The organism is Gordonia sp. (in: high G+C Gram-positive bacteria), from assembly GCF_047606305.1.
GTDB lineage: Bacteria > Actinomycetota > Actinomycetes > Mycobacteriales > Mycobacteriaceae > Gordonia.
In genome coordinates, this window is sequence record NZ_JASGER010000004.1 from 14190 (window position 1) to 31520 (window position 17331).

The 17331-nt window shown below is 69.2% G+C and carries 17 protein-coding genes and 1 tRNA gene; 9 read left to right on the plus strand and 9 right to left on the minus strand.

Annotation, left to right across the window (positions count from 1 at the left end):
- Positions 1 to 17: 17 nt before the first annotated feature.
- The 3 genes from QM634_RS00320 to QM634_RS00330 are packed head-to-tail and all read right to left on the minus strand — an operon-like array spanning position 18 to position 3408.
- Positions 18 to 1517, minus strand: a complete 1500-nt coding sequence (locus QM634_RS00320) for a flavin-containing monooxygenase (protein WP_415040780.1) — start codon at positions 1515 to 1517, stop codon at positions 18 to 20.
- A complete protein-coding gene (locus QM634_RS00325) occupies positions 1514 to 2476 on the minus strand; it encodes a patatin-like phospholipase family protein (protein WP_415040781.1) in 963 nt (320 codons plus the stop codon). The genes QM634_RS00320 and QM634_RS00325 overlap by 4 nt, the downstream gene beginning before the upstream one ends.
- The gene (locus QM634_RS00330) at positions 2473 to 3408 is read right to left on the minus strand and encodes an SDR family oxidoreductase (RefSeq protein WP_415040782.1); all 936 of its coding nucleotides are present in this window, start codon (positions 3406 to 3408) and stop codon (positions 2473 to 2475) included. Before QM634_RS00330 ends, QM634_RS00325 begins: the two co-directional genes overlap by 4 nt.
- A 123-nt stretch (positions 3409 to 3531) precedes the next feature.
- Here QM634_RS00330 and QM634_RS00335 point away from each other — a divergent pair, with 123 nt between their 5' ends.
- The 3 genes from QM634_RS00335 (at position 3532) to QM634_RS00345 (ending at position 5366) form a co-directional block, all read left to right on the plus strand.
- On the plus strand, positions 3532 to 4146 hold the full coding sequence (locus QM634_RS00335; RefSeq protein ID WP_415040783.1) for a TetR/AcrR family transcriptional regulator: 615 nt from the start codon (positions 3532 to 3534) through the stop codon (positions 4144 to 4146).
- A 109-nt stretch (positions 4147 to 4255) separates the two neighbouring features.
- On the plus strand, positions 4256 to 4774 hold the full coding sequence (locus QM634_RS00340) for an SRPBCC family protein (RefSeq protein WP_415040784.1): 519 nt from the start codon (positions 4256 to 4258) through the stop codon (positions 4772 to 4774).
- A 1-nt stretch (position 4775) separates the two neighbouring features.
- Positions 4776 to 5366, plus strand: coding sequence for a TetR/AcrR family transcriptional regulator (locus tag QM634_RS00345; protein WP_415040785.1), 591 nt, complete (start codon positions 4776 to 4778; stop codon positions 5364 to 5366).
- A gap of 12 nt (positions 5367 to 5378) precedes the next feature.
- On the opposite strand, the gene QM634_RS00350 is transcribed toward QM634_RS00345, so the two are convergent.
- Together QM634_RS00350 and QM634_RS00355 are read right to left on the minus strand one after the other, a co-directional pair.
- Positions 5379 to 5452 (minus strand) — tRNA-Leu (locus QM634_RS00350).
- A 49-nt stretch (positions 5453 to 5501) separates the two neighbouring features.
- Positions 5502 to 5882 carry a DUF2255 family protein gene (locus QM634_RS00355; RefSeq protein WP_415040786.1) on the minus strand — a complete coding sequence of 127 codons (381 nt, stop codon included), beginning with the start codon at positions 5880 to 5882 and terminating at the stop codon, positions 5502 to 5504.
- Positions 5883 to 5994: 112 nt separating this feature from the next.
- On the opposite strand from QM634_RS00355, the gene QM634_RS00360 reads away from it, so the two are divergent.
- Positions 5995 to 6555: a dihydrofolate reductase family protein gene (locus QM634_RS00360; protein WP_415040787.1), complete on the plus strand. Its 561-nt coding sequence runs from the start codon at positions 5995 to 5997 to the stop codon at positions 6553 to 6555.
- Between the two features lie 45 nt (positions 6556 to 6600).
- Entirely contained in the window at positions 6601 to 8433 is a 1833-nt protein-coding gene (locus QM634_RS00365; RefSeq protein ID WP_415040788.1) for an acyl-CoA thioester hydrolase/BAAT C-terminal domain-containing protein, read from the plus strand.
- 43 nt (positions 8434 to 8476) lie between these two features.
- Here QM634_RS00365 and ykgO read toward each other — a convergent pair whose 3' ends face one another.
- Complete coding sequence (ykgO, locus tag QM634_RS00370) at positions 8477 to 8599, minus strand: type B 50S ribosomal protein L36 (protein ID WP_415040789.1); 123 nt, start codon at positions 8597 to 8599, stop codon at positions 8477 to 8479.
- A gap of 139 nt (positions 8600 to 8738) precedes the next feature.
- On the opposite strand from ykgO, the gene QM634_RS00375 reads away from it, so the two are divergent.
- Positions 8739 to 9692 (plus strand): GTP-binding protein, encoded by a 954-nt coding sequence (locus tag QM634_RS00375; protein ID WP_415040790.1) that lies wholly within the window; start codon positions 8739 to 8741, stop codon positions 9690 to 9692.
- Between the two features lie 5 nt (positions 9693 to 9697).
- Here the strand turns inward: QM634_RS00375 and QM634_RS00380 are convergent, their stop codons facing one another.
- Both QM634_RS00380 and QM634_RS00385 read right to left on the minus strand, forming a co-directional pair.
- Complete coding sequence (locus tag QM634_RS00380; protein WP_415040791.1) at positions 9698 to 10813, minus strand: hypothetical protein; 1116 nt, start codon at positions 10811 to 10813, stop codon at positions 9698 to 9700.
- Positions 10810 to 11958, minus strand: a complete 1149-nt coding sequence (locus QM634_RS00385; protein WP_415040792.1) for a phosphotransferase family protein — start codon at positions 11956 to 11958, stop codon at positions 10810 to 10812. Before QM634_RS00385 ends, QM634_RS00380 begins: the two co-directional genes overlap by 4 nt.
- A 132-nt stretch (positions 11959 to 12090) precedes the next feature.
- Between QM634_RS00385 and QM634_RS00390 the strand changes: the two genes are divergently transcribed.
- The 3 genes from QM634_RS00390 (at position 12091) to QM634_RS00400 (ending at position 16008) form a co-directional block, all read left to right on the plus strand.
- Complete coding sequence (locus tag QM634_RS00390; protein ID WP_415040838.1) at positions 12091 to 14298, plus strand: MMPL family transporter; 2208 nt, start codon at positions 12091 to 12093, stop codon at positions 14296 to 14298.
- A 25-nt stretch (positions 14299 to 14323) separates the two neighbouring features.
- Positions 14324 to 15040 carry a TetR/AcrR family transcriptional regulator gene (locus QM634_RS00395; RefSeq protein WP_415040793.1) on the plus strand — a complete coding sequence of 239 codons (717 nt, stop codon included), beginning with the start codon at positions 14324 to 14326 and terminating at the stop codon, positions 15038 to 15040.
- A gap of 107 nt (positions 15041 to 15147) precedes the next feature.
- Entirely contained in the window at positions 15148 to 16008 is an 861-nt protein-coding gene (locus tag QM634_RS00400) for a Bax inhibitor-1/YccA family membrane protein (RefSeq protein ID WP_415040794.1), read from the plus strand.
- A gap of 75 nt (positions 16009 to 16083) precedes the next feature.
- Here QM634_RS00400 and QM634_RS00405 read toward each other — a convergent pair whose 3' ends face one another.
- On the minus strand, positions 16084 to 17307 hold the full coding sequence (locus QM634_RS00405; RefSeq protein ID WP_415040795.1) for an acetyl-CoA C-acetyltransferase: 1224 nt from the start codon (positions 17305 to 17307) through the stop codon (positions 16084 to 16086).
- Positions 17308 to 17331 lie beyond the last annotated feature (24 nt).

Below are 17331 nucleotides of genomic sequence, written 5' to 3' on the forward strand. Positions count from 1 at the left end.
CGGATCAGGCGCGGGGATCAGGCGCGGGAGGCGGGTGCCCGTGTTGTCTCGTCGGCGACGGTGAGGCGGAAGTCCGCCGGGTCGGGCTCGGCGAACATCTGCTCCATCGTCGTGCGGTTGAACGGCCACAGGTCGATGTTCCCGGACTCGGTGAAGTACCAGGAGTTGCAGCCGGTGTTCCACACCGTCGGGCCCATCGCCTCGGCGACCTGCTCGTAGAACCGGTCGGTGGCCTCCTCGGTCACCTCGATCCGGTCGACGTCGCCGCGTGCCCACCGCTCGATCCACTGCGCCAGGTACTTCGCCGTCAGCTCGGCCGAGTGCTGCAGCGAGATCGAACCGGTGGGCGAGTTGGGCCCCAGCACCGTGAAGAGGTTGGGGAAGCCGGGGATGGCCGTCATCCGGTAGGCGCGCGGACCGCCCGACCACGCCTTGTCCAGGGAGAGGCCGTCGACGCCGGTGATCGCCATCGGCCGCATGTAGTCGTGTGCGCGGAACCCGGTCGCCAGCACGATCACGTCGACGGGGTGCTCCACACCGTCGGCGGTCACGATGCCGGTGGGGGTGATCTTCTCGATCGCCTCGGTGACCAGGTCGGCATTGGCCGCCTGGATGGCCCGGTAGTAGGTGCCGGAGATGACTTGGCGCTTGCACAGCGGCTCGTAATCGGGGGTCAGCTTCTTGCGCAGCCCCTTGTCGCGGACCTGGGCGATCAGCGACGCCCGGGCGTAGCCCTGCACCGCCTTGCGGCGCCACGACGGCTTGGTCGCGATGTCGGCGAGGATGCCCGATCCCCAGAGCAGGCCGCGGTACACGCCGTGGTGGACCTTGGGCAGGCGGCCGAGGATCGCGGAGGTGCCGGGGAACTGGGGCAGTGTCATCGGCGCCCACAGGATCCACTGCGGCGACCGGACGAAATGGGTGAGCCGCGCGGCGCCCGGCTGCAGCGCGGACACGATCTGCACGCCGGTCGACCCGGTGCCCAGCACCGCGATGCGCTTGCCGGCGGTCTGCACGTCGTCGTCCCACCGTGCGGTGTGCACGAGGTCGCCGGCGAACTCGTCCAGCCCGTCGATGTCGGGGTAGGCGGGGTTCTCCAGCACACCGGTCGCGCAGAGCACGAAGTCGGCGGTGAGGGTCTCCCCGTCGGCGGTGGTGACGGTCCATTCGCCGGTCTCGTCGTCGAAATCGGTGGCCACGACCTCGACGTTGCAGCGGATCAGGTCGGCGAGCCCGGCCCGCTCCACGACATCGCGGTGGTAGCGCTGGATCTCCGGCCCGCCGGCCCACAGCTTGGACCAGTCGGACTTGGGTGCCCATCCGAACTGGTAAATCTGCGACGGGACGTCGCAGGTCAGGCCCGGGTAGCGGTTCCAGAACCACACGCCGCCGACGTCGGCGCCCTTTTCCAGGACGGTGATGTCGGTGAAGCCGGAGTCCTTCAACACGTGCGCGGCGGTGATTCCGGCGACACCGGCGCCGATGATGACGATGCGGGGCTCGCGTCGGGCACTCATCGCGCCTCCTCCCGGTTCAGGGCTTTCGCGACGGTGTCGCGGGTGGACCGCAGGGACTGCTCGAACGCGGCGGCACGGTGGTCGCGGTTCATGAAGTTGGCGCCCAGCGCGCCGAGTTCGTCGGCCGTCGGGGAGATGACCACGACGCGGGTGCCGCGGGCGCGGACCTGCTCGACCTCTCGTCGCAGCACCGCGGACATGGGCTTGCGCAGCAGCGTCGACTCGGCCAGGCCGCCCACGCCCGGTCCGCGCACGTCGTCCATCCCCGCCATCGACGCGATCACGTAGACGACATCGGCCTCGTCGGCGCCGATCAGATCGACCGACGCCGTGGAGGCGGCACCACCGTCGTAGTAGTCGTGCCCGCCGATCGGCACCGCCGGCATCCAGGCGGGGATGCCCCACGATGCGCGCAGGGCCTGGCTCAGCGTCGCCGCCGAACTCAGCGCGGGATTGGCCGACGCGGCCGCCTCGCCCGGGCCGGTGAAGGCGACGCGGGTGTCGTCGTCGGGTCGGTAGGCGACCAGGCGGATGCCCTTGTGGGCGACCCACGCCGATCCGGGTGCACACACCGATGTCGCGAGGCGGTCGAGCCAGCCGGCGTCGCCCCGCCCGCGCGGGGCGATCCCGACGAGCGGTCGGTGACCGCCCCGCCGGGTGAGGGTGCGCAGGTTCGGGAGGGCCGGGCGCGGCACCGGCGGGAAGGACGACGGGGTGTCCGCCAGGTGTGCGGACAGTCGCTCGTCAACCGGCATGCCGAGCTGCATGTCGACGAGGTCGCCGGCGGAGAAGCCGCCGCCGAGCATCGTCGCGATCTCCGAACCCGCCGAGGTGCCCTGGATGACGTCCGCGCTGCGCGGGTCCCAGTCGAGGTGCTCGGCCAGGGCGTTGAGGGCGGCGATGGACCACGCGCCGCCGATCGTGCCGCCGCATCCGATGGCCAGCGCGGTGGTGGTCATCGCGCGGCCTTCTTGGTGGTGCGGCCGCCGACCGAGGCGTTCTGATCGGCATGGCGCTCGATGCGCTCGAGGTAGTCCTTGCGCCCGACGGGGTCCAGGGCCATCGCCTGGTCGTGGTTGATCAGGCGTCGGGCGAAGCGCTCCACGGTCTCCGGGACGAATGCCTCGACCAGTCCCCAGCCGGGCAGCACCCAGGTGGGCGCCGACGTTTTCGCCGCCCGCGTGGCGAGGGTGCGCAGCACCTGGCGCGCGACGTCCTGCGGATCGACCGTCGGCAGCACCGACAGGTCGGCGCCGGAGGAGAGTTCGGTCCGCACCGCGGCGGGCATGATCGCCGACACCGTCACGCCGGTGCCGTCGTATTCGCGGCGAGCGGCCAGTGAACCGCCGAGCGCGGCGTACTTGCTGGTGTTGTAGCTGACCATCCCGGGCAGCGGGATCATCCCGGCCATGGAGGAGATGTTCACGACGTGACCGCGGCCCGCCTGCGCCATCAGCGGCAGTACCGCGTGCATGCCGTTCAGCACGCCGCGGACGTTCACATCGAGGATGAGGTCGGTGGTCGCCTCCGGCTCGTCGGCGAACGGTCCGACCGGCATGACGCCGGCGTTGTTGACCAGGACGTCGATGCGCCCGTGCTCGTGCAGGATTTCGTCGAGGAACAGCGCCCACGATCCGCGGTCGGTGACGTCGAGCCGTCGGGCGACGGCGCCGGGGATGGTGGTCGCGGTGTCCTTGGCGATGTTCTCGTCCAGATCACCGATCCAGACGGTCGCGCCGTTGGCGGCGAACAGCTTGGCGGTCTCCGCACCGATCCCACGGGCACCGCCGGTGACGATCACGACGGCGTCGGACGGGTCGATCGCGGGCACACCGCGCAGGTAGCCGATCCGGGAGGTGACCGCGCGGGTCATCGAGCCGAGAACATCCATGTCGTTCCTCTTCCACGGCGGCGACAGGCCGCCGGTCCTAGCCGGTGGTGTTGATCACCGAAGTCTGCTTCAGATACCGAGAGTATGTCAATACTGTCGGTATCTGACTGTACGATCGTCGACATGACGACCCGGCTGACCCGTGCCGAGCAGCGCGAGCGGACGCACGCCGAGCTGTTGGCGACGGCGCGCGCGGAGTTCCTGCGCAACGGTTACGCCGCCACCCGGCTCGACGCGATCGCGGAGGCCGCCGGGTACTCCAAGGGGGCCGTCTACTCGAATTTCACCGACAAGCCGGCGCTGTGCCAGGCGGTCCTGGGTGACATCCGTCGCGAGAAGTTCGCCGAGATCGAACAGATCGCGCACTCGTCCGAGGACGTCGACGAGATCGCCGATGAGCTCGGCGAGTGGATCCGCGCCACGGTCGGCGACGTCGAGTGGACGTCGTTGGAGCTCGAGTTCAGCGCGCTGGCCCGCACCGACCCCACGGTCCGCGCGATGATCGTCGAGTCCCGTCGTGAGATCAGCGCCCAGATCGCCCGGAATCTCGCCGATGTCTTCGGCGACCCCCGTCAGATCGCGCCCGGCATGCTGCCGGACGTGTCGGCCCTGGCGGACCTGCTGCTCAGTGCCGGGATCGGGCTGGGGATCAGCCGGGCCTTCGACCCGACGGTCTCCCTCGACCCGGCCATCGACGGGATGAAGACCGCTTTCGGGCTGCTCGCGTCGTTGCGCTGAGCGGTCACACCAATCCGCCCTTCGAGGTTGACGGCCGACTGGCATCGGCCTTTACTGGAGGCGTACCTCTATTAGAGAGGTATCTCTAAATTCTCCGAAGGGGGTCATAATGGACGTCACCAACATCCACGAGCGCGAATACCCCGTCGCGGCGCCCGACGTTGCCGCATTGGTGGCGACGCTGTCGAGCGAACGGGACCGCCTGTGGCCGACCGAGTCCTGGCCGCCGATGAGGTTCGATCGAGGGCTGGTCGAAGGCGCGATCGGCGGGCATGGTCCGGTGCGATACCGCGTGGAGCGCGTCGACCCCGCCGGAGTGGTCGTCTTCCGGTTCACCGGCCCCAAAGGATTCGACGGATGGCACGGGTACTCGGTGCACGCGCACTCGCCATCGGCGACCGTGTTGCGGCACGAGTTGCGAATGCGCACGAGTGGCTGGGCACGGGCGAGTTGGCCGTTGTTCTTCCGGCCGCTGCACGACGCACTCATCGAGGAATCACTCGACAAGGCGGCCCGCGAGTTCGGAGTGGACGACGTCCGGTACCGGGGGCCGCTGTGGACCCGCCTGCTGTACCGGGTCGCCCGACGCGTCGGCGTGCAACGACCCCGCTCCGTGGCGGTGCGTTGAGATGGGTCGCGCCGCGCTCTACAGCGATGACACCATCCTCGACGCCGCGTTGGAGTTGGTCGCCGCCGATGGGCCGCAGGGGGCGACCGTCGTTGCGATTGCCGCACGACTGGGCGCGCCGTCGGGGTCGATCTACCACCGATTTGCCTCGCGCGACCTTCTCCTCGCCCGGCTGTGGATCCGTACCGTCGAGCGATTCCAGGAGGGCTATCTCGATGTGCTCGCCCTCACCGACCCCGTCGAGGCAACGCGGGCGGCGGTCGACTTCGTGCTGGAGTGGGGTGGCGAGCACCGCCACGAGGCGCAGCTCCTGACCATGTACCGGCGCACCGACCTGGTCGCGCTCTGGCCCGACCGACTCGGCGAACAGCTGGCGACTCTGAACAGTCGGGTCGAGGAGGGGTTGCAGGGGTTTGCCCGCCGTCGGTTCGGTGACGTCAGCGCTCAGACGATGGACCTGGCGCGGTTTGCCGTCATCGACGTGCCCTACGGGGCGGCTCGGCAGGCGATCCGCGACGGTCGGCCCCCGTCGCCGTGGCTGCGCGAGGCGGTGGCCAGAGCGGCGCAGGCCGCTCTGGATGTCCAGGACTGATCACCCGAGCGGTGCCCCCAGTCGGACTCGAACCGACACTCGGCGGATTTTAAGTCCGCTGCCTCTGCCAATTGGGCTATGGGGGCGCGATCCCCGACGATACCGGCCGGATGTCGGCGGTCGGCGGTGTCGGCGTCAGCGCGAGGGGGTGAGGCGGAGTGTCGTGGCGACTCCGTCGTCAGTGAGGATCGGGTCCAGAGTCGAGGCGGCGTACCGGCGGTACTTGCCGCGATAGGCGGCCTCGATGGCATCGCTGTCGAGGCTGCCGACCTGTTCGACGGTCACCGGGGTCTTCGGGCCGCCGGTGGCGACTGCGGCAGTGCCGTGGCGGACGGCGCGGCCGTACCAACCGGTGGTCCGCACCTCCCAGGTACGGACGTACAGCTGTTCGTCGACGACGACCATCCAGATCGGGACGGCCGGCACCGTCGAACCGTCCTTGCGTCGCGTCTCGATGAAGAGTTCGTCCTGGGAAGAGAACTCGGCGAGTTCGGCCGCCGACCACGCAGCTGTCATGCCCGCGAATGTAGCCGACACCGAACGGCGTCGTGGTGTCCCGGTGTCTACTGGGGCGCGGTCCCCGACGATACCGGCCGGATGTCGGTGATCGCCGATATCGTGAGCGGTCATGACGAAGGTGCATTACTACACCGCGATGTCACTCGACGGCTTCCTCGCCGACCCCGACGACTCCCTCGACTGGCTGTTGCGCCAGCCGGAGCAGGACCCGGAGGGCTTCGGAGCGTACGACCCCTTCATCGCGACCATTGGCGCAATCGTGATGGGTCGCACCACCTACGACTGGGTGGTCGACCACTTGAACCGCTCGGGCGAGGCGTGGCCGTACGAGATGCCCGCCTGGGTGATGACCAGCCGTCAGCCGGCGCCGGTCGCCGGCGGTGACGTGCGTTGGGCATCGGGCGGCGTGCGCCCGGTGTACGACGAGATGGTCGCCGCCGCCGGGGGCAAGGACGTGTGGATCGTTGGTGGCGGCGACCTGGCCGGGCAGTTCGCCGACGAAGGTCTGCTCGACGAGGTTCGCGTGTCGATCGCACCGGTCACGCTCGGCGCCGGGCGGCCGGTCCTGCCGCGGCGCTACGACCTCGAATTGATCGACACCGCGCGCAACGGCCCGTTCGTCTGTGCGCACTATGCGTTTGCCGGTCCGTTGGCAGAGGATCGGGCCTAGACTCACCGCACGCGGTGCCGATCGGAACCGTTGATCGGAGTGGCCATGGGCTTCGTGTTCGGCTTCGCGCCCTGGATCGTCTACTGGATCCTCGTCGGCAACGTCGCCTTCCGCACCGCGGTCCTCGTCGCGCTCGCCCTCGCGGTGGTCGCGGCCGCCGTGTCCCGGTGGCGCAGCGGCAAGTGGCACTCCCTGGAAGTCGGCACGGTGGCGGTGTTCGCGGCCATCACCGTGCTGGCCTTCACCGTCAACGACCACTTCCTCGAGCGCTGGCTCCAACCGATCGGCAACGCCGGGATCTTCCTCGTCGCCCTCGTCGGCGTGCTGGTGGGCCGACCGTTCGTCCGCGACTACGCCGAGGCCTCGGTCGACGCGGCGACCGCGGGGTCCGACGGATTCCGGGTGATCACCACCGCGATGACGTGGATGTGGGTGGCGGTCTTCGGTGCGATGACCGCACTGTCGCTGATCCCGCCACTGCGCCAAGGGGAGGCGACGATCCGTGATGGCGGTTCGACGCTGTCGATCCTCTGCTACTGGGTCTTGCCGTTCACCCTGATGGGACTGGCCGGCGCGGTGTCGGGGGCCTTCCCGCCGTGGTTCGACAAGCAGAGCGCCGCCATCGACGCCCAGCAGGCGAAGGCGACGGAATTGGCGCCGATGGCCCAGCCGACTGGAGTTCCGGAGGAGACATCGCCGGGCCTGGTCATCGACGCCCCCTCGCGTTCTCGGCACGACGAGCCGTTCGCGGCCACCGTCACTGTCGACGACGGGCGGCCGATCACGCTCACCGTCGAGGGAGCGGACCTCTATGGGCGGGACTGGCGGTTCAGCGGCGACGACGTCGCAACCGTCGACAGCTCCGCCATCTGGCGGATGGGCAACGCCGACGGTGAGCTCTTCGTCGCACCCGAGCAGCCGTGGCGGCTGCACCTGACGGCGACGGTCGGTGACCGCCGAACGACGCGGACGGTCGTGCGGGAACCTATTGCCGCCGGAGTGACCGTCGAGCAGCTGGAGGTCGCCGGTCGGCCCGCGCTCGTCGCGCGTCCAGCGCGGCGGATCGGTACAGCCGTCGCGTGCTTCGGCGGTTCCGAGGGCGGTGTCGACTCGCAGCGCGCCACGATCGAGGCTCTCGCCTCGCGCGGGCATATCGCCATGGCCGTCGGCTGGCTCGACGAGGGTGCGGCGAGCGTCGCCGACATCCCCCTCCGTCGCTTCGCCGACCCGATCACCTGGCTGCGGGGGCACGTCGGATCTGACCGGGTCGCCGCCGTCGCCATCTCGCGCGGATCGGAGGGACTGGCCGCGGCCGCCGCCCTAGGCGACTTGCCGTTGTCTCGGCTGGTGTTGATCAGCCCGAGCAGTGTGATGTGGCAGGCGATCGGCGGCGACGGCGATGTCCCCGACACCGGGTCCTGGGTCGGTGACGGCGGTCCGGTCCCGTGGGCCCCGCTGCCCGACGGTGCACTGATGCCGCAGCTCGTCGGCAACGCCTGGCGCCACACATGGTCGCGAACCGGTGGGTCAGTGCGTCCGCTGCGGCTGCTGCCCGCCTATAGCGCCGGGTTGAGCAGGGGAGTGCCCGATGACGCGGTGATCGCCACCGAGAAGATCGATTGCCCGATCCTCTGTTTGTCCGGCACCGACGACGCACTGTGGCCGTCGGGGGAGATGGCGGAGGCGCTGCTGGCCCGTCGCAAACGCGCGGGTGACCGCCACATCGCCTACCCGGGCGCCGGGCATCTCATCCGTCTTGGCGTGTACCCGGCCACTGATCAGACGGTTGGGGGAATCGCGCTCGGCGGTGAGCCCGAGGGGCATGGGCGCGCGTGCCTGGCCGCGGTCGACGAGGTCGTCGGGTTCCTCGGGGGTTGAGGCCTGGCGGTGCCGCGTTGCCGGCTCCGTTCAAGCGTCGTCGTCAGCCCTGGCGGCCCTTGAACCGCGGATTCGCCTTGTTGATGACGTAGTTCTTCCCGCGTCGTCGCACGACCTGCGATCCCGGCTGCTTCTTGAGCGACTTCAGAGAGTTCCGCACCTTCATTCCGGCTCCTTAATGAGAATCGTTACCATTAGAGTAGTCGATGGCGGGACTGGGCGAGGAGGTGGCTCCATTGGGGCCGGTTGACGTTGTGGCGGTCGTCGGGAGCTGTGCCCCTGAGCGGCGGGCCTTCGCCGAACGAATGGCGTCTCAGACCGGCAGGAGCCTGGTCACCGCGCAACAGCTCGGCACGGCGTCAGATCCGGTCGCGGAGGCCCACGCGGTCACGCGCTGGGAGGAACGGCCGGTGCTCGTCGAATTTCCCGCCTCGGTGGCGGTGACCGAGTTGATCGGCACCTTCGCCGACGTCGAGTCCGGCGACACCCGTCTGACGGGGGTGATCTCCGTGGTGGATGCGGCTCACCTCATGATCGACCTCCACTGCGACGCCTATACGAGTGAGCCGACCTCTGCGGGTGTCGGTGACTATGTGGCGCGCGCGGTGATTGCCGCGTCCCAACTCGAGTACGCGTCAGCGGTGGTGTTGGTGAACTGGACGGCGGTCCCGGCGCGGGAACTCTCGACCATCGCCGCGCTCGTCAGCCATCTGAGCCCGCAGGCGGCGGTCCGCGTGGATTGGGATCGACGTCGGCCGATCCGGACGGACTCGGCGTACTCGCTGGCGCAAGAACGGCCGGGTTGGGTGGGTTTGCTCAACGGCGACTTCCGGCCAAGGTTGGCCGACAGCCGGGTGGCGGCCTTCCGCTACGAGTGCGTGCGCCCGCTGCATCCCGGCCGTCTCGAGGATTTGTTGCACAACCGAATCGACGTCGGCGAATTCGGCACGGTGGTGCGCTCGGCCGGCTTCTGCCGGTTCGCGACGCGTCCGCGGGTGGTCGCCAAGTGGGACCACGTGGGCACGATGATCTCCTTCGAGCCGGCCGGGACGGACGAGTCACTCGACGAGCAGGCCGAGCTCCTCGCCGTCGGCCAAGACCTGGCTTTCATCGGCCTCGACTTGCGCTGTGAGGCACTCGCATCGGCACTGGACGGGGCCGCGCTCAGCGACGCCGAGCTCGTCGCCGGCAGTCGTGTGTGGCGCACCTACCCCGATCCCTTCCCGCGCTGGCCGACGGTCTCGGGGCGGACGGACTGATCGCGTTACGGGGCGACGTCGCCCCAGTCGTTGAACCCCGACGGGCGGTGCAGTCCGAAGCTGGCGTGCTCGAACATCCCCCAGCCCTCCCGCTTGGTTCCATCGGCCTCTGTGCAGACCGCGTGCCCGACGTGGTCGATCACGCCGAACGGGATGCGGCCGGCGACGGCCGGATCGGTGAGGTCGTAGTTCACCCGCTCGACGAACTTCTCGCCCTTCCACTGGCCGTGGATCCAGTCCGGGTCGCCGCCGTAGCCGCCGCCGATGTGCAGCGGCGTGGCCGCCTGGGCGTCGATCTCGAAGGTGACCGGCGATCCGTCGGCCGCGGTGGCCTCGATGGTGGCGCCGGTCGGCTGACGCGTGCCGGAGCGGTAGTGGATGTTGACGCGCGGCCAGCCGAGCTGCTCGACGCGGCCGTCCTTCCAGACGCGGGTGCAGTCGTTGAGCGTGCGGTAGCCCGACGGCTCCTCCTGGATGATCAGGACCAGGCCGAAGTCGTCGAAGGCCATCGGCACGTACAGCCACCACATGCCCTCGAACGGCGGGTCGGCCGGGCGTCCGGCGGGCTCGGCCTCGCCGACCGGGCGGATGCCCCACGAGCGGTCTCGGGTGCCGAGCCAGGTCTTCGGGTCGACGTCGTAGGTCTTGCCGTCGACGGTGAGCGATCCCGACCAGGTGCCCACCTGGGCGAAACGCTGCGCGTCGAGGGTGACCCGGGTGCCCTGGCGCATGAGGTGGCGCTGCTCCTGGACGACGTCGAACAGGCCGTTCCAGGTCAGGTCCGCGGCCAGGCCCTCGGTCTCGTCGAGGGTGACGTGCAGTTGCTTCAACGGCTCCGCGACGTCGATGGCCAGCGGGCCCACGTGCTGGTTGAGCCGGTCGCCGTCCATCGCGTCGGACAGGTGGACCGCGGTGTGCTCGTCGCCGCGGTGGACCAGCAGGAAGCCGTCCTTCACGCCCAGGATGGGGTAGTAGCCGACGCCGATGACGACGAAGATCTCGCCGCTGCGGTCGTGGGCGCACATGTAGGAGCGGTCGTAGAAGTTGCGGTCCGAGGTGGTCGGCCAGGCAATCGGCAACGGTGCCTGGTGGACGGGGTATTCGTCTGCGGGCGTGATCATCGTTGGTCACCGATCCCTTCCCAGTAGGTGCCGTCGATCATGGCGGCCAAGGTGGCCTTGTTGAGGATCTTGTCGTCGGGGTCGTCGGGCTCCTCGGCCTGCCCGTACTCGACCGCGCGGCACTGCACCCGGAACAGGATCATCGAGTAGATCATCGTGTTGTAGGCGACGTAGAAGTCCATGTCCTTGGGGGTCACGCCCGACGCCTCGGCGTACATCTTCTCGACGTCCGAGCGCCGCCAGAACGTCGGCAGCCCCTCCATCCCGGCCATCTCGGTGAGGTCCTGGAAGAAGCGGTGCAGGGCGATGCCCCAGGCGACGTCGAGTTCGCGCGGGCCGCGCGCGGCCATCTCCCAGTCGAGGATCGCGGCCGGGTGGAAGTCCTGGTAGATGACGTTGCCGATGCGGGCGTCGCCCCAGGTCAGCAGCGACTCGTCCGTATCGGGGAGGTTCTCGCGCGCCCACTGCAGAGCCCGTTCGAGCAGCGGGGAACCGGACCGGCCCTCGATGGTCCACGCGTAGAAGTCCTCGACGCGGCGCAGGTGTGCGGCCAGTGCCGTTTCCCCGTCGCGCGGCGCCTCGAGCAGGTCCTCGGGCATCGGCGATGCGTGGATCCCGGCAAGTGCCTCGATGGTCTCGCGCTGCAGCTGCTGGCGCTGCTCCTCGGTGGCCTCGGTGAGCCACGACCCGAAGGTGTACGGCAGGACGTCGGGCGGCACCTCGCCGTCGACGCGGCCCATGACGATGAACGGGTAGCCGATGACGGCGTCGGAGGGCTCACTCCAGTACAGCGGGGGCACGGGGACCTTGGTGGTCGTTCCGACGTGCTCCATCAGCTTGAACTGCACGTCCAGGTCGTAGTCGGGGAAGACCGGGTCGCTCTTCGGATCGGGTGCCACGCGCACGACGAGGTTGTGCTGCTCACCGTCCCATTCGGCGTCGACGATCACGGTCTCGCTCGACATCCCGTTGCCGTCCGGCGGGTGGATGCCGGTGATGGTGGCCGGCGAGCCGGCCTTCGCCGAGAGCCACTCGGTCAGCGGCGGGGTGATCTCCTCCGTCGACAACCGGGAGTCCGACGGGCGGGCCAGTTCGGCGGAATTCTCGGGGATGGCGTCTTCTGGAATGGCTGTCTGGTCGGGCATGTCAGAAGTAGAACACGTTCTAAACCTGTTCGGTCCAGATTCGCCGAGTTCTTGCGCGATGTTTGCCGGGGGCCTCTTGACGTCTTAACTTATCACCGATAACTTAACGTGGATAACCCACTGTTGGAGGTCATCGTGGAGCGTCTCACCAGCGCCGTGCTCGCCGCACCCAAAGCGGTCCTCGCCGGCGCCCTCGCCTTGCTCATCCTCTTCGGCGCGTTCGGCGCCGGAGTCGCCGGCCAGCTGCTCTCCGGCGGCTTCGAGGATCCTCATTCGGAGTCGGCGCAGGCCAGCAAGATCCTCGAGAACGACTTCGAGCGCGGATCCATCGAGATCACCTTCAAGCTCGACGCCCCCGGTCGCGACGTCACCGACGACGTGGTCGTCGCGAAGGTCGGCCGCCAGATCGTCGACGACCTGAAGGGGTACGACTTCGTGCTCGATCCGGTCCTGTCCATCTGGACCGATCCGGCCGCGGCCAAGAACCTCGTCAGCAAGGACAAGTCGTCGACGCTGATCGTCGTCCCGCTCGGCGGCGGCGAGTCGGCCGCACCCGGGCACGCCGAAGACCTCGCCGCCCGGTTCGCCGGTGAGCGCGACGGGGTGAAGATCACCGCCACCGGTCAGGGCAAGGTCTTCGCCGACACCAACAAACAGGTGTCCAAGGACCTCGCGATCGCCGAGGCGATCGCCATCCCGATCAGCTTCATCGCGCTGACCATCATCTTCGGCGGCGTGATCGCCGCGTCGCTGCCGCTCGCGGTCGGCATCTTCGCCATCGCCGGAACGCTCGCGCTGCTGCGGTTGTTCGCGCACTTCACCGACGTGTCGATCTTCGCGATGAACCTTGCGACGGCGATGGGCCTCGCGCTGGCCATCGACTACACGCTCCTGATCATCACCCGCTACCGCGAAGAGGTGGCCGGCGGTCTGACGCGGCCGGCGGCGATCCATCGAGCCATGGCGACAGCCGGGCGGACGGTCATGTTCTCGGCGATCACCGTCGGGTTGTCGCTGTCGGGTCTGCTGCTGTTCCAGCAGTACTTCCTGAGATCCTTCGCCTATGCGGGCCTGGCCGTCGTCATCGTCGCGCTGCTGGGCTCGCTGGTGATCACCCCCGCGTTGCTGGCGGTCCTCGGCGACCGCATCGACGCGTGGGACCTGCGCAAACCGGTCCGCCGGCTGTTCGGCCGCCCCGACCACGGCTTCGTCCCCACCGAGCAGACGTGGTGGTACCGCTTCGTGCAGTGGGTGCTGCGCCGCGCGGCACCCGTCGCGGTGATCGCGACGACCATCCTGCTGATCCTGGGTGCGCCCTTCCTGTCGATCAAGCTCGGCTTCCCCGACGACCGGATCCTCCCGTCGTCGCACAGCTCGCGGGCCGCGATGAACGAGATCCGATCCGACTACGCCCACCGCCTCGGCGGCGAGGTGACGATCGTCGTGACCGGGTCCACCGAACAGGCGGTCGACGACTACGCAGCCGGGCTGTCGCGCGTCGCGGACGTCGACGCGGTCACCACCCCCGACGCGGTCTTCGCCGACGGTCGGCCGATCGCCCCGCGCCAATCCGACGACCTGCGCGGCGACCACCGGATCATCACCGTCGCGAACAACACCGATCCACTGCAGCAACAGGGCAAGGACCTCCTCGCGCACCTGCGCGAGGTGCCCAAGCCCGCCGGGGCGGACGTGAAGTTCACCGGGGTGGCGGCGTCCACCGAGGACACGGTCGACTCGATCTACCACCAGCTGCCGTGGGTGCTGCTGTGGGTCGCGCTCGCGACGTTCATCCTGCTGTTCCTGTTCACCGGGAGCATCGTGCTGCCCCTCAAGGCGCTGCTGCTCAACCTGCTGTCGCTGTCGGCGACCTTCGGCGCGATCGTCTGGATCTTCCAGGAGGGCCATCTCGGCGCACTGGGCACGACCTCCACCGGTTTCATCACCGCGACGATGCCGATCCTCATGTTCTGCGTCGCCTTCGGGCTCTCGATGGACTACGAGGTGTTCCTGCTCGGCCGCATCCGCGAGGAGTGGCTCAAGTCCGGCAAGACCCGCGCGGACAGCGACCACGCCGTCGCCTTCGGCCTGGCCAGCACCGGCCGCGTCATCACCGCCGCGGCCCTGCTGATGGCGATCGTGTTCGCCGCGATGATCGCCTCGCAGGTGTCCTTCATGAGGATGTTCGGCCTCGGGCTGACCATCGCCGTGCTGATGGACGCGACCCTCATCCGCATGTTGCTGGTGCCGGCGTTCATGCGCCTGTTCGGCCGTGGGAACTGGTGGGCGCCGGCGCCGCTGCGGCGACTGCACGACAAGATCGGGCTGTCCGAATCGTGACGCCGACGTTCGTGGAGGGGCGCTGATGGCGCGGCGCGCGCGGTCGCCGCGCGGCTCCGGGGAACAGTTGCGCGGCGAGATCGTCGACGCCGCTGCCCGGTTGCTCGAGGAGCACGACAACGCCGACGCGGTGTCGGTGCGGGCCGTCGCCGACGCCGTCGGGGTGACCCCGCCGTCGATCTACCTGCACTTCGCCGACAAGGACGCCCTGCTCGACGCGGTGTGCGGGCAGTACTTCGACCGTCTCGACGACGCGTTGGGGCGGGCGGTCGCCGAGCACACCCATCCGCTCGACCGCACACTCGCCCTGGGGCGGGCCTACGTCCGCTTCGCCCTCGACCACCGGGCCGTGTACCGCTTCGCGTTCTGCCACTCCGGCGGCGACGGGACGCCCATGGTCGACGAGGCGCTGCGCACGGCCGCCTTCGTCCGGCTCGCCGAGGCGGTCCGCGAGCTCGTCGACCTCGGTTGGTACCCCGATCCGGCGTCCACCGACGACCCGGACGGCTACGCGCTGCAGATGGCGCTGGAACTGTGGACCGTCGCGCACGGCGCCGCGTCGCTGATGATCGCCAAGCCCGACCTGCCGTGGGGTGAGAACCTCGAGGTCGCCGAGGCGGTGATGCGGGCCGGATGCCTGGGTCGCGGCCTGATGTCGGTGGTCGGCGATCACGCGACCGGCGACCAGGTCCAGCGTTTCGTCGAGGGCGTGCGGTCGAATGACCGCGGCCGCGCGAAATAGTCAAGTAAGAGTAAAGTCGGGAACTGATCGGCGACCCTCGTCGTTACACGTAATGATGGACGCGTTGGAGTCACCGACGGTCCACCCATACCCCTAAGGAGCATGCTGTGCGAGAGTCCAGCAATCCCGTGATGCGCGGTGTCGTCCGCGACAACGAAAAGGCCGGCGCCCCGTACGCCGGCTTCGGCCAGGCGGCCGCCGGCGCCCAGAGCGTCATTCTCGACAGCGCCGGCCAGCCCACCTACGCGCCGGCCGCGGCCGGTCGCACCATGACCATCGACGACGTCGTCACCAAGACCGGCATCACGCTGGGTGTGCTGACCGCCGTCGCCATCGCCGCCTACGCGATCATCCAGACCAGCCCGGGCCTGGCCATGCCGCTCTGGGGCATCGGCATGGTCGGCGGCCTGGTGACCGTCCTGATCGCGTCCTTCGGTCGCAAGCAGGACAAGCCCGGCATCGTCCTGACCTACGCGGTGTTTGAGGGCCTGTTCGTCGGCGCCATCTCGCACCTGTTCGCGAACGTCAGCATCGCCGGCGGCGCCTCGGAAGGCGGCACCAGCGCCGGCGCCCTCATCGGCCAGGCCGTGCTCGCCACCTTCGGCGTGTTCTTCGGCATGCTCATCGTCTACAAGGTCGGCGCGATCCGCGTGACCCCGCGCTTCACCCGGATGCTCTTCGCCGGCATCGTCGGCGTCGCCGTGCTGATGCTCGGCAACCTGGTGTTCTACCTGTTCACCGGTTCGGTCGGCGTCCTGCGCGACGGCGGTCCGATCGCGATCATCTTCTCGCTGATCTGCATCGGCCTGGCCGCGTTCAGCTTCCTGGTCGACTTCGACCAGGCCGACCGCCTCATCCACGCCGGCGCACCGTCGCGGGCCGCCTGGGGCGTCGCCCTCGGCCTGACCGTCACCCTGGTCTGGCTCTACGTCGAGATCCTGCGCCTGCTCAGCTACTTCCGCGACTAGCGGCGAGCAGCGCCACCGACATACGACGGCGGCCCCGAGGACATCCTCGGGGCCGCCGTCGTCGTTCCAGTCTGATCAGCTCAGGCGCTCGAGCACCATCGCCATGCCCTGACCCCCGCCGACACACATGGTCTCGACGCCGAAGGTCTTGTCGTGGGTCTGCAGGTTGTTCAGCAGCGTGGTGGTGATCCGCGCGCCGGTCATGCCGAACGGGTGGCCGATGGCGATGGCGCCACCGGAGACGTTCAGCTTGTCGTGGTCGATGCCGAGCTTGTCGGCCGAACCCAGGACCTGCACCGCGAAGGCCTCGTTGATCTCGAACAGGTCGATGTCGGAGACCTTCTTGCCGGCGATGCGCAGCACCTTCTGGACCGCCTCGATCGGGCCCAGGCCCATGATCTCGGGGGACAGGCCGGTGGCCGCGGTCGCGACGATGCGCGCCAGCGGGGTCAGGCCCAGCTCCTTGGCCTTGGTGTCGCTCATGATGACCAGCGCGGCGGCGCCGTCGTTGAGCGGGCAGGCGTTGCCGGCGGTGACGGTGCCGTCGGGGCGGAACACCGGCTGCAGCTGGCTGATCTTCTCGTAGGTGGTGCCGGCGCGCGGGCCGTCGTCGGCGGTGACCTTGGTGCCGTCGGCGAGGGTGACCGGGTCGATCTCGCGCTCGTAGAAGCCGCTCTTGATGGCCGCCTCGGTGCGGTTCTGGCTCAGCACGCCCCAACGGTCCTGGTCCTCGCGGGAGATGCCGGTGTAGGAGGCGACGTTCTCGGCGGTCTCGCCCATCGCGATGTACACGTCGGGGAGCTTGTCGTCCTCGCGCGGGTCGTGCCACTTGCCGGCGCCGCCCTCGGCGGTCTTGGCGGTGCGGGCCTGAGCCTCCTCGAACATCGGGTTCTTGGAGTTCGGGTTGCCGTCGGCGGCACCGGAGATGCCGAAGGAGGAGACGCTCTCCACGCCGCCGGAGATGAACACGTCACCCTCGCCGGCCTTGATGGCGTGCAGCGCCATGCGGGTGGTCTGCAGCGACGACGAGCAGTAGCGGTTGACCGTCACGCCCGGGACGTGGTCGAGGCCGAGCTCTACGGCGATGACGCGGGCGATGTTGTAGCCGCCCTGGCCGCCGGGCTGACCGATGCCCCAGTGGATGTCCTCGATGTCCTTGACGTCGAGCTGGGGGACCTTGCCGAGTGCGGCGGCCACCATCTGGCGGCTGAGCTCGTCGGGACGGACGTCCTTCAACGAGCCCTTTCCGGCACGGCCGATCGGGGAGCGGGCATGGGCGACAATCACTGCTTCTGGCATACCGCCCACGTTACTGCAACGCGT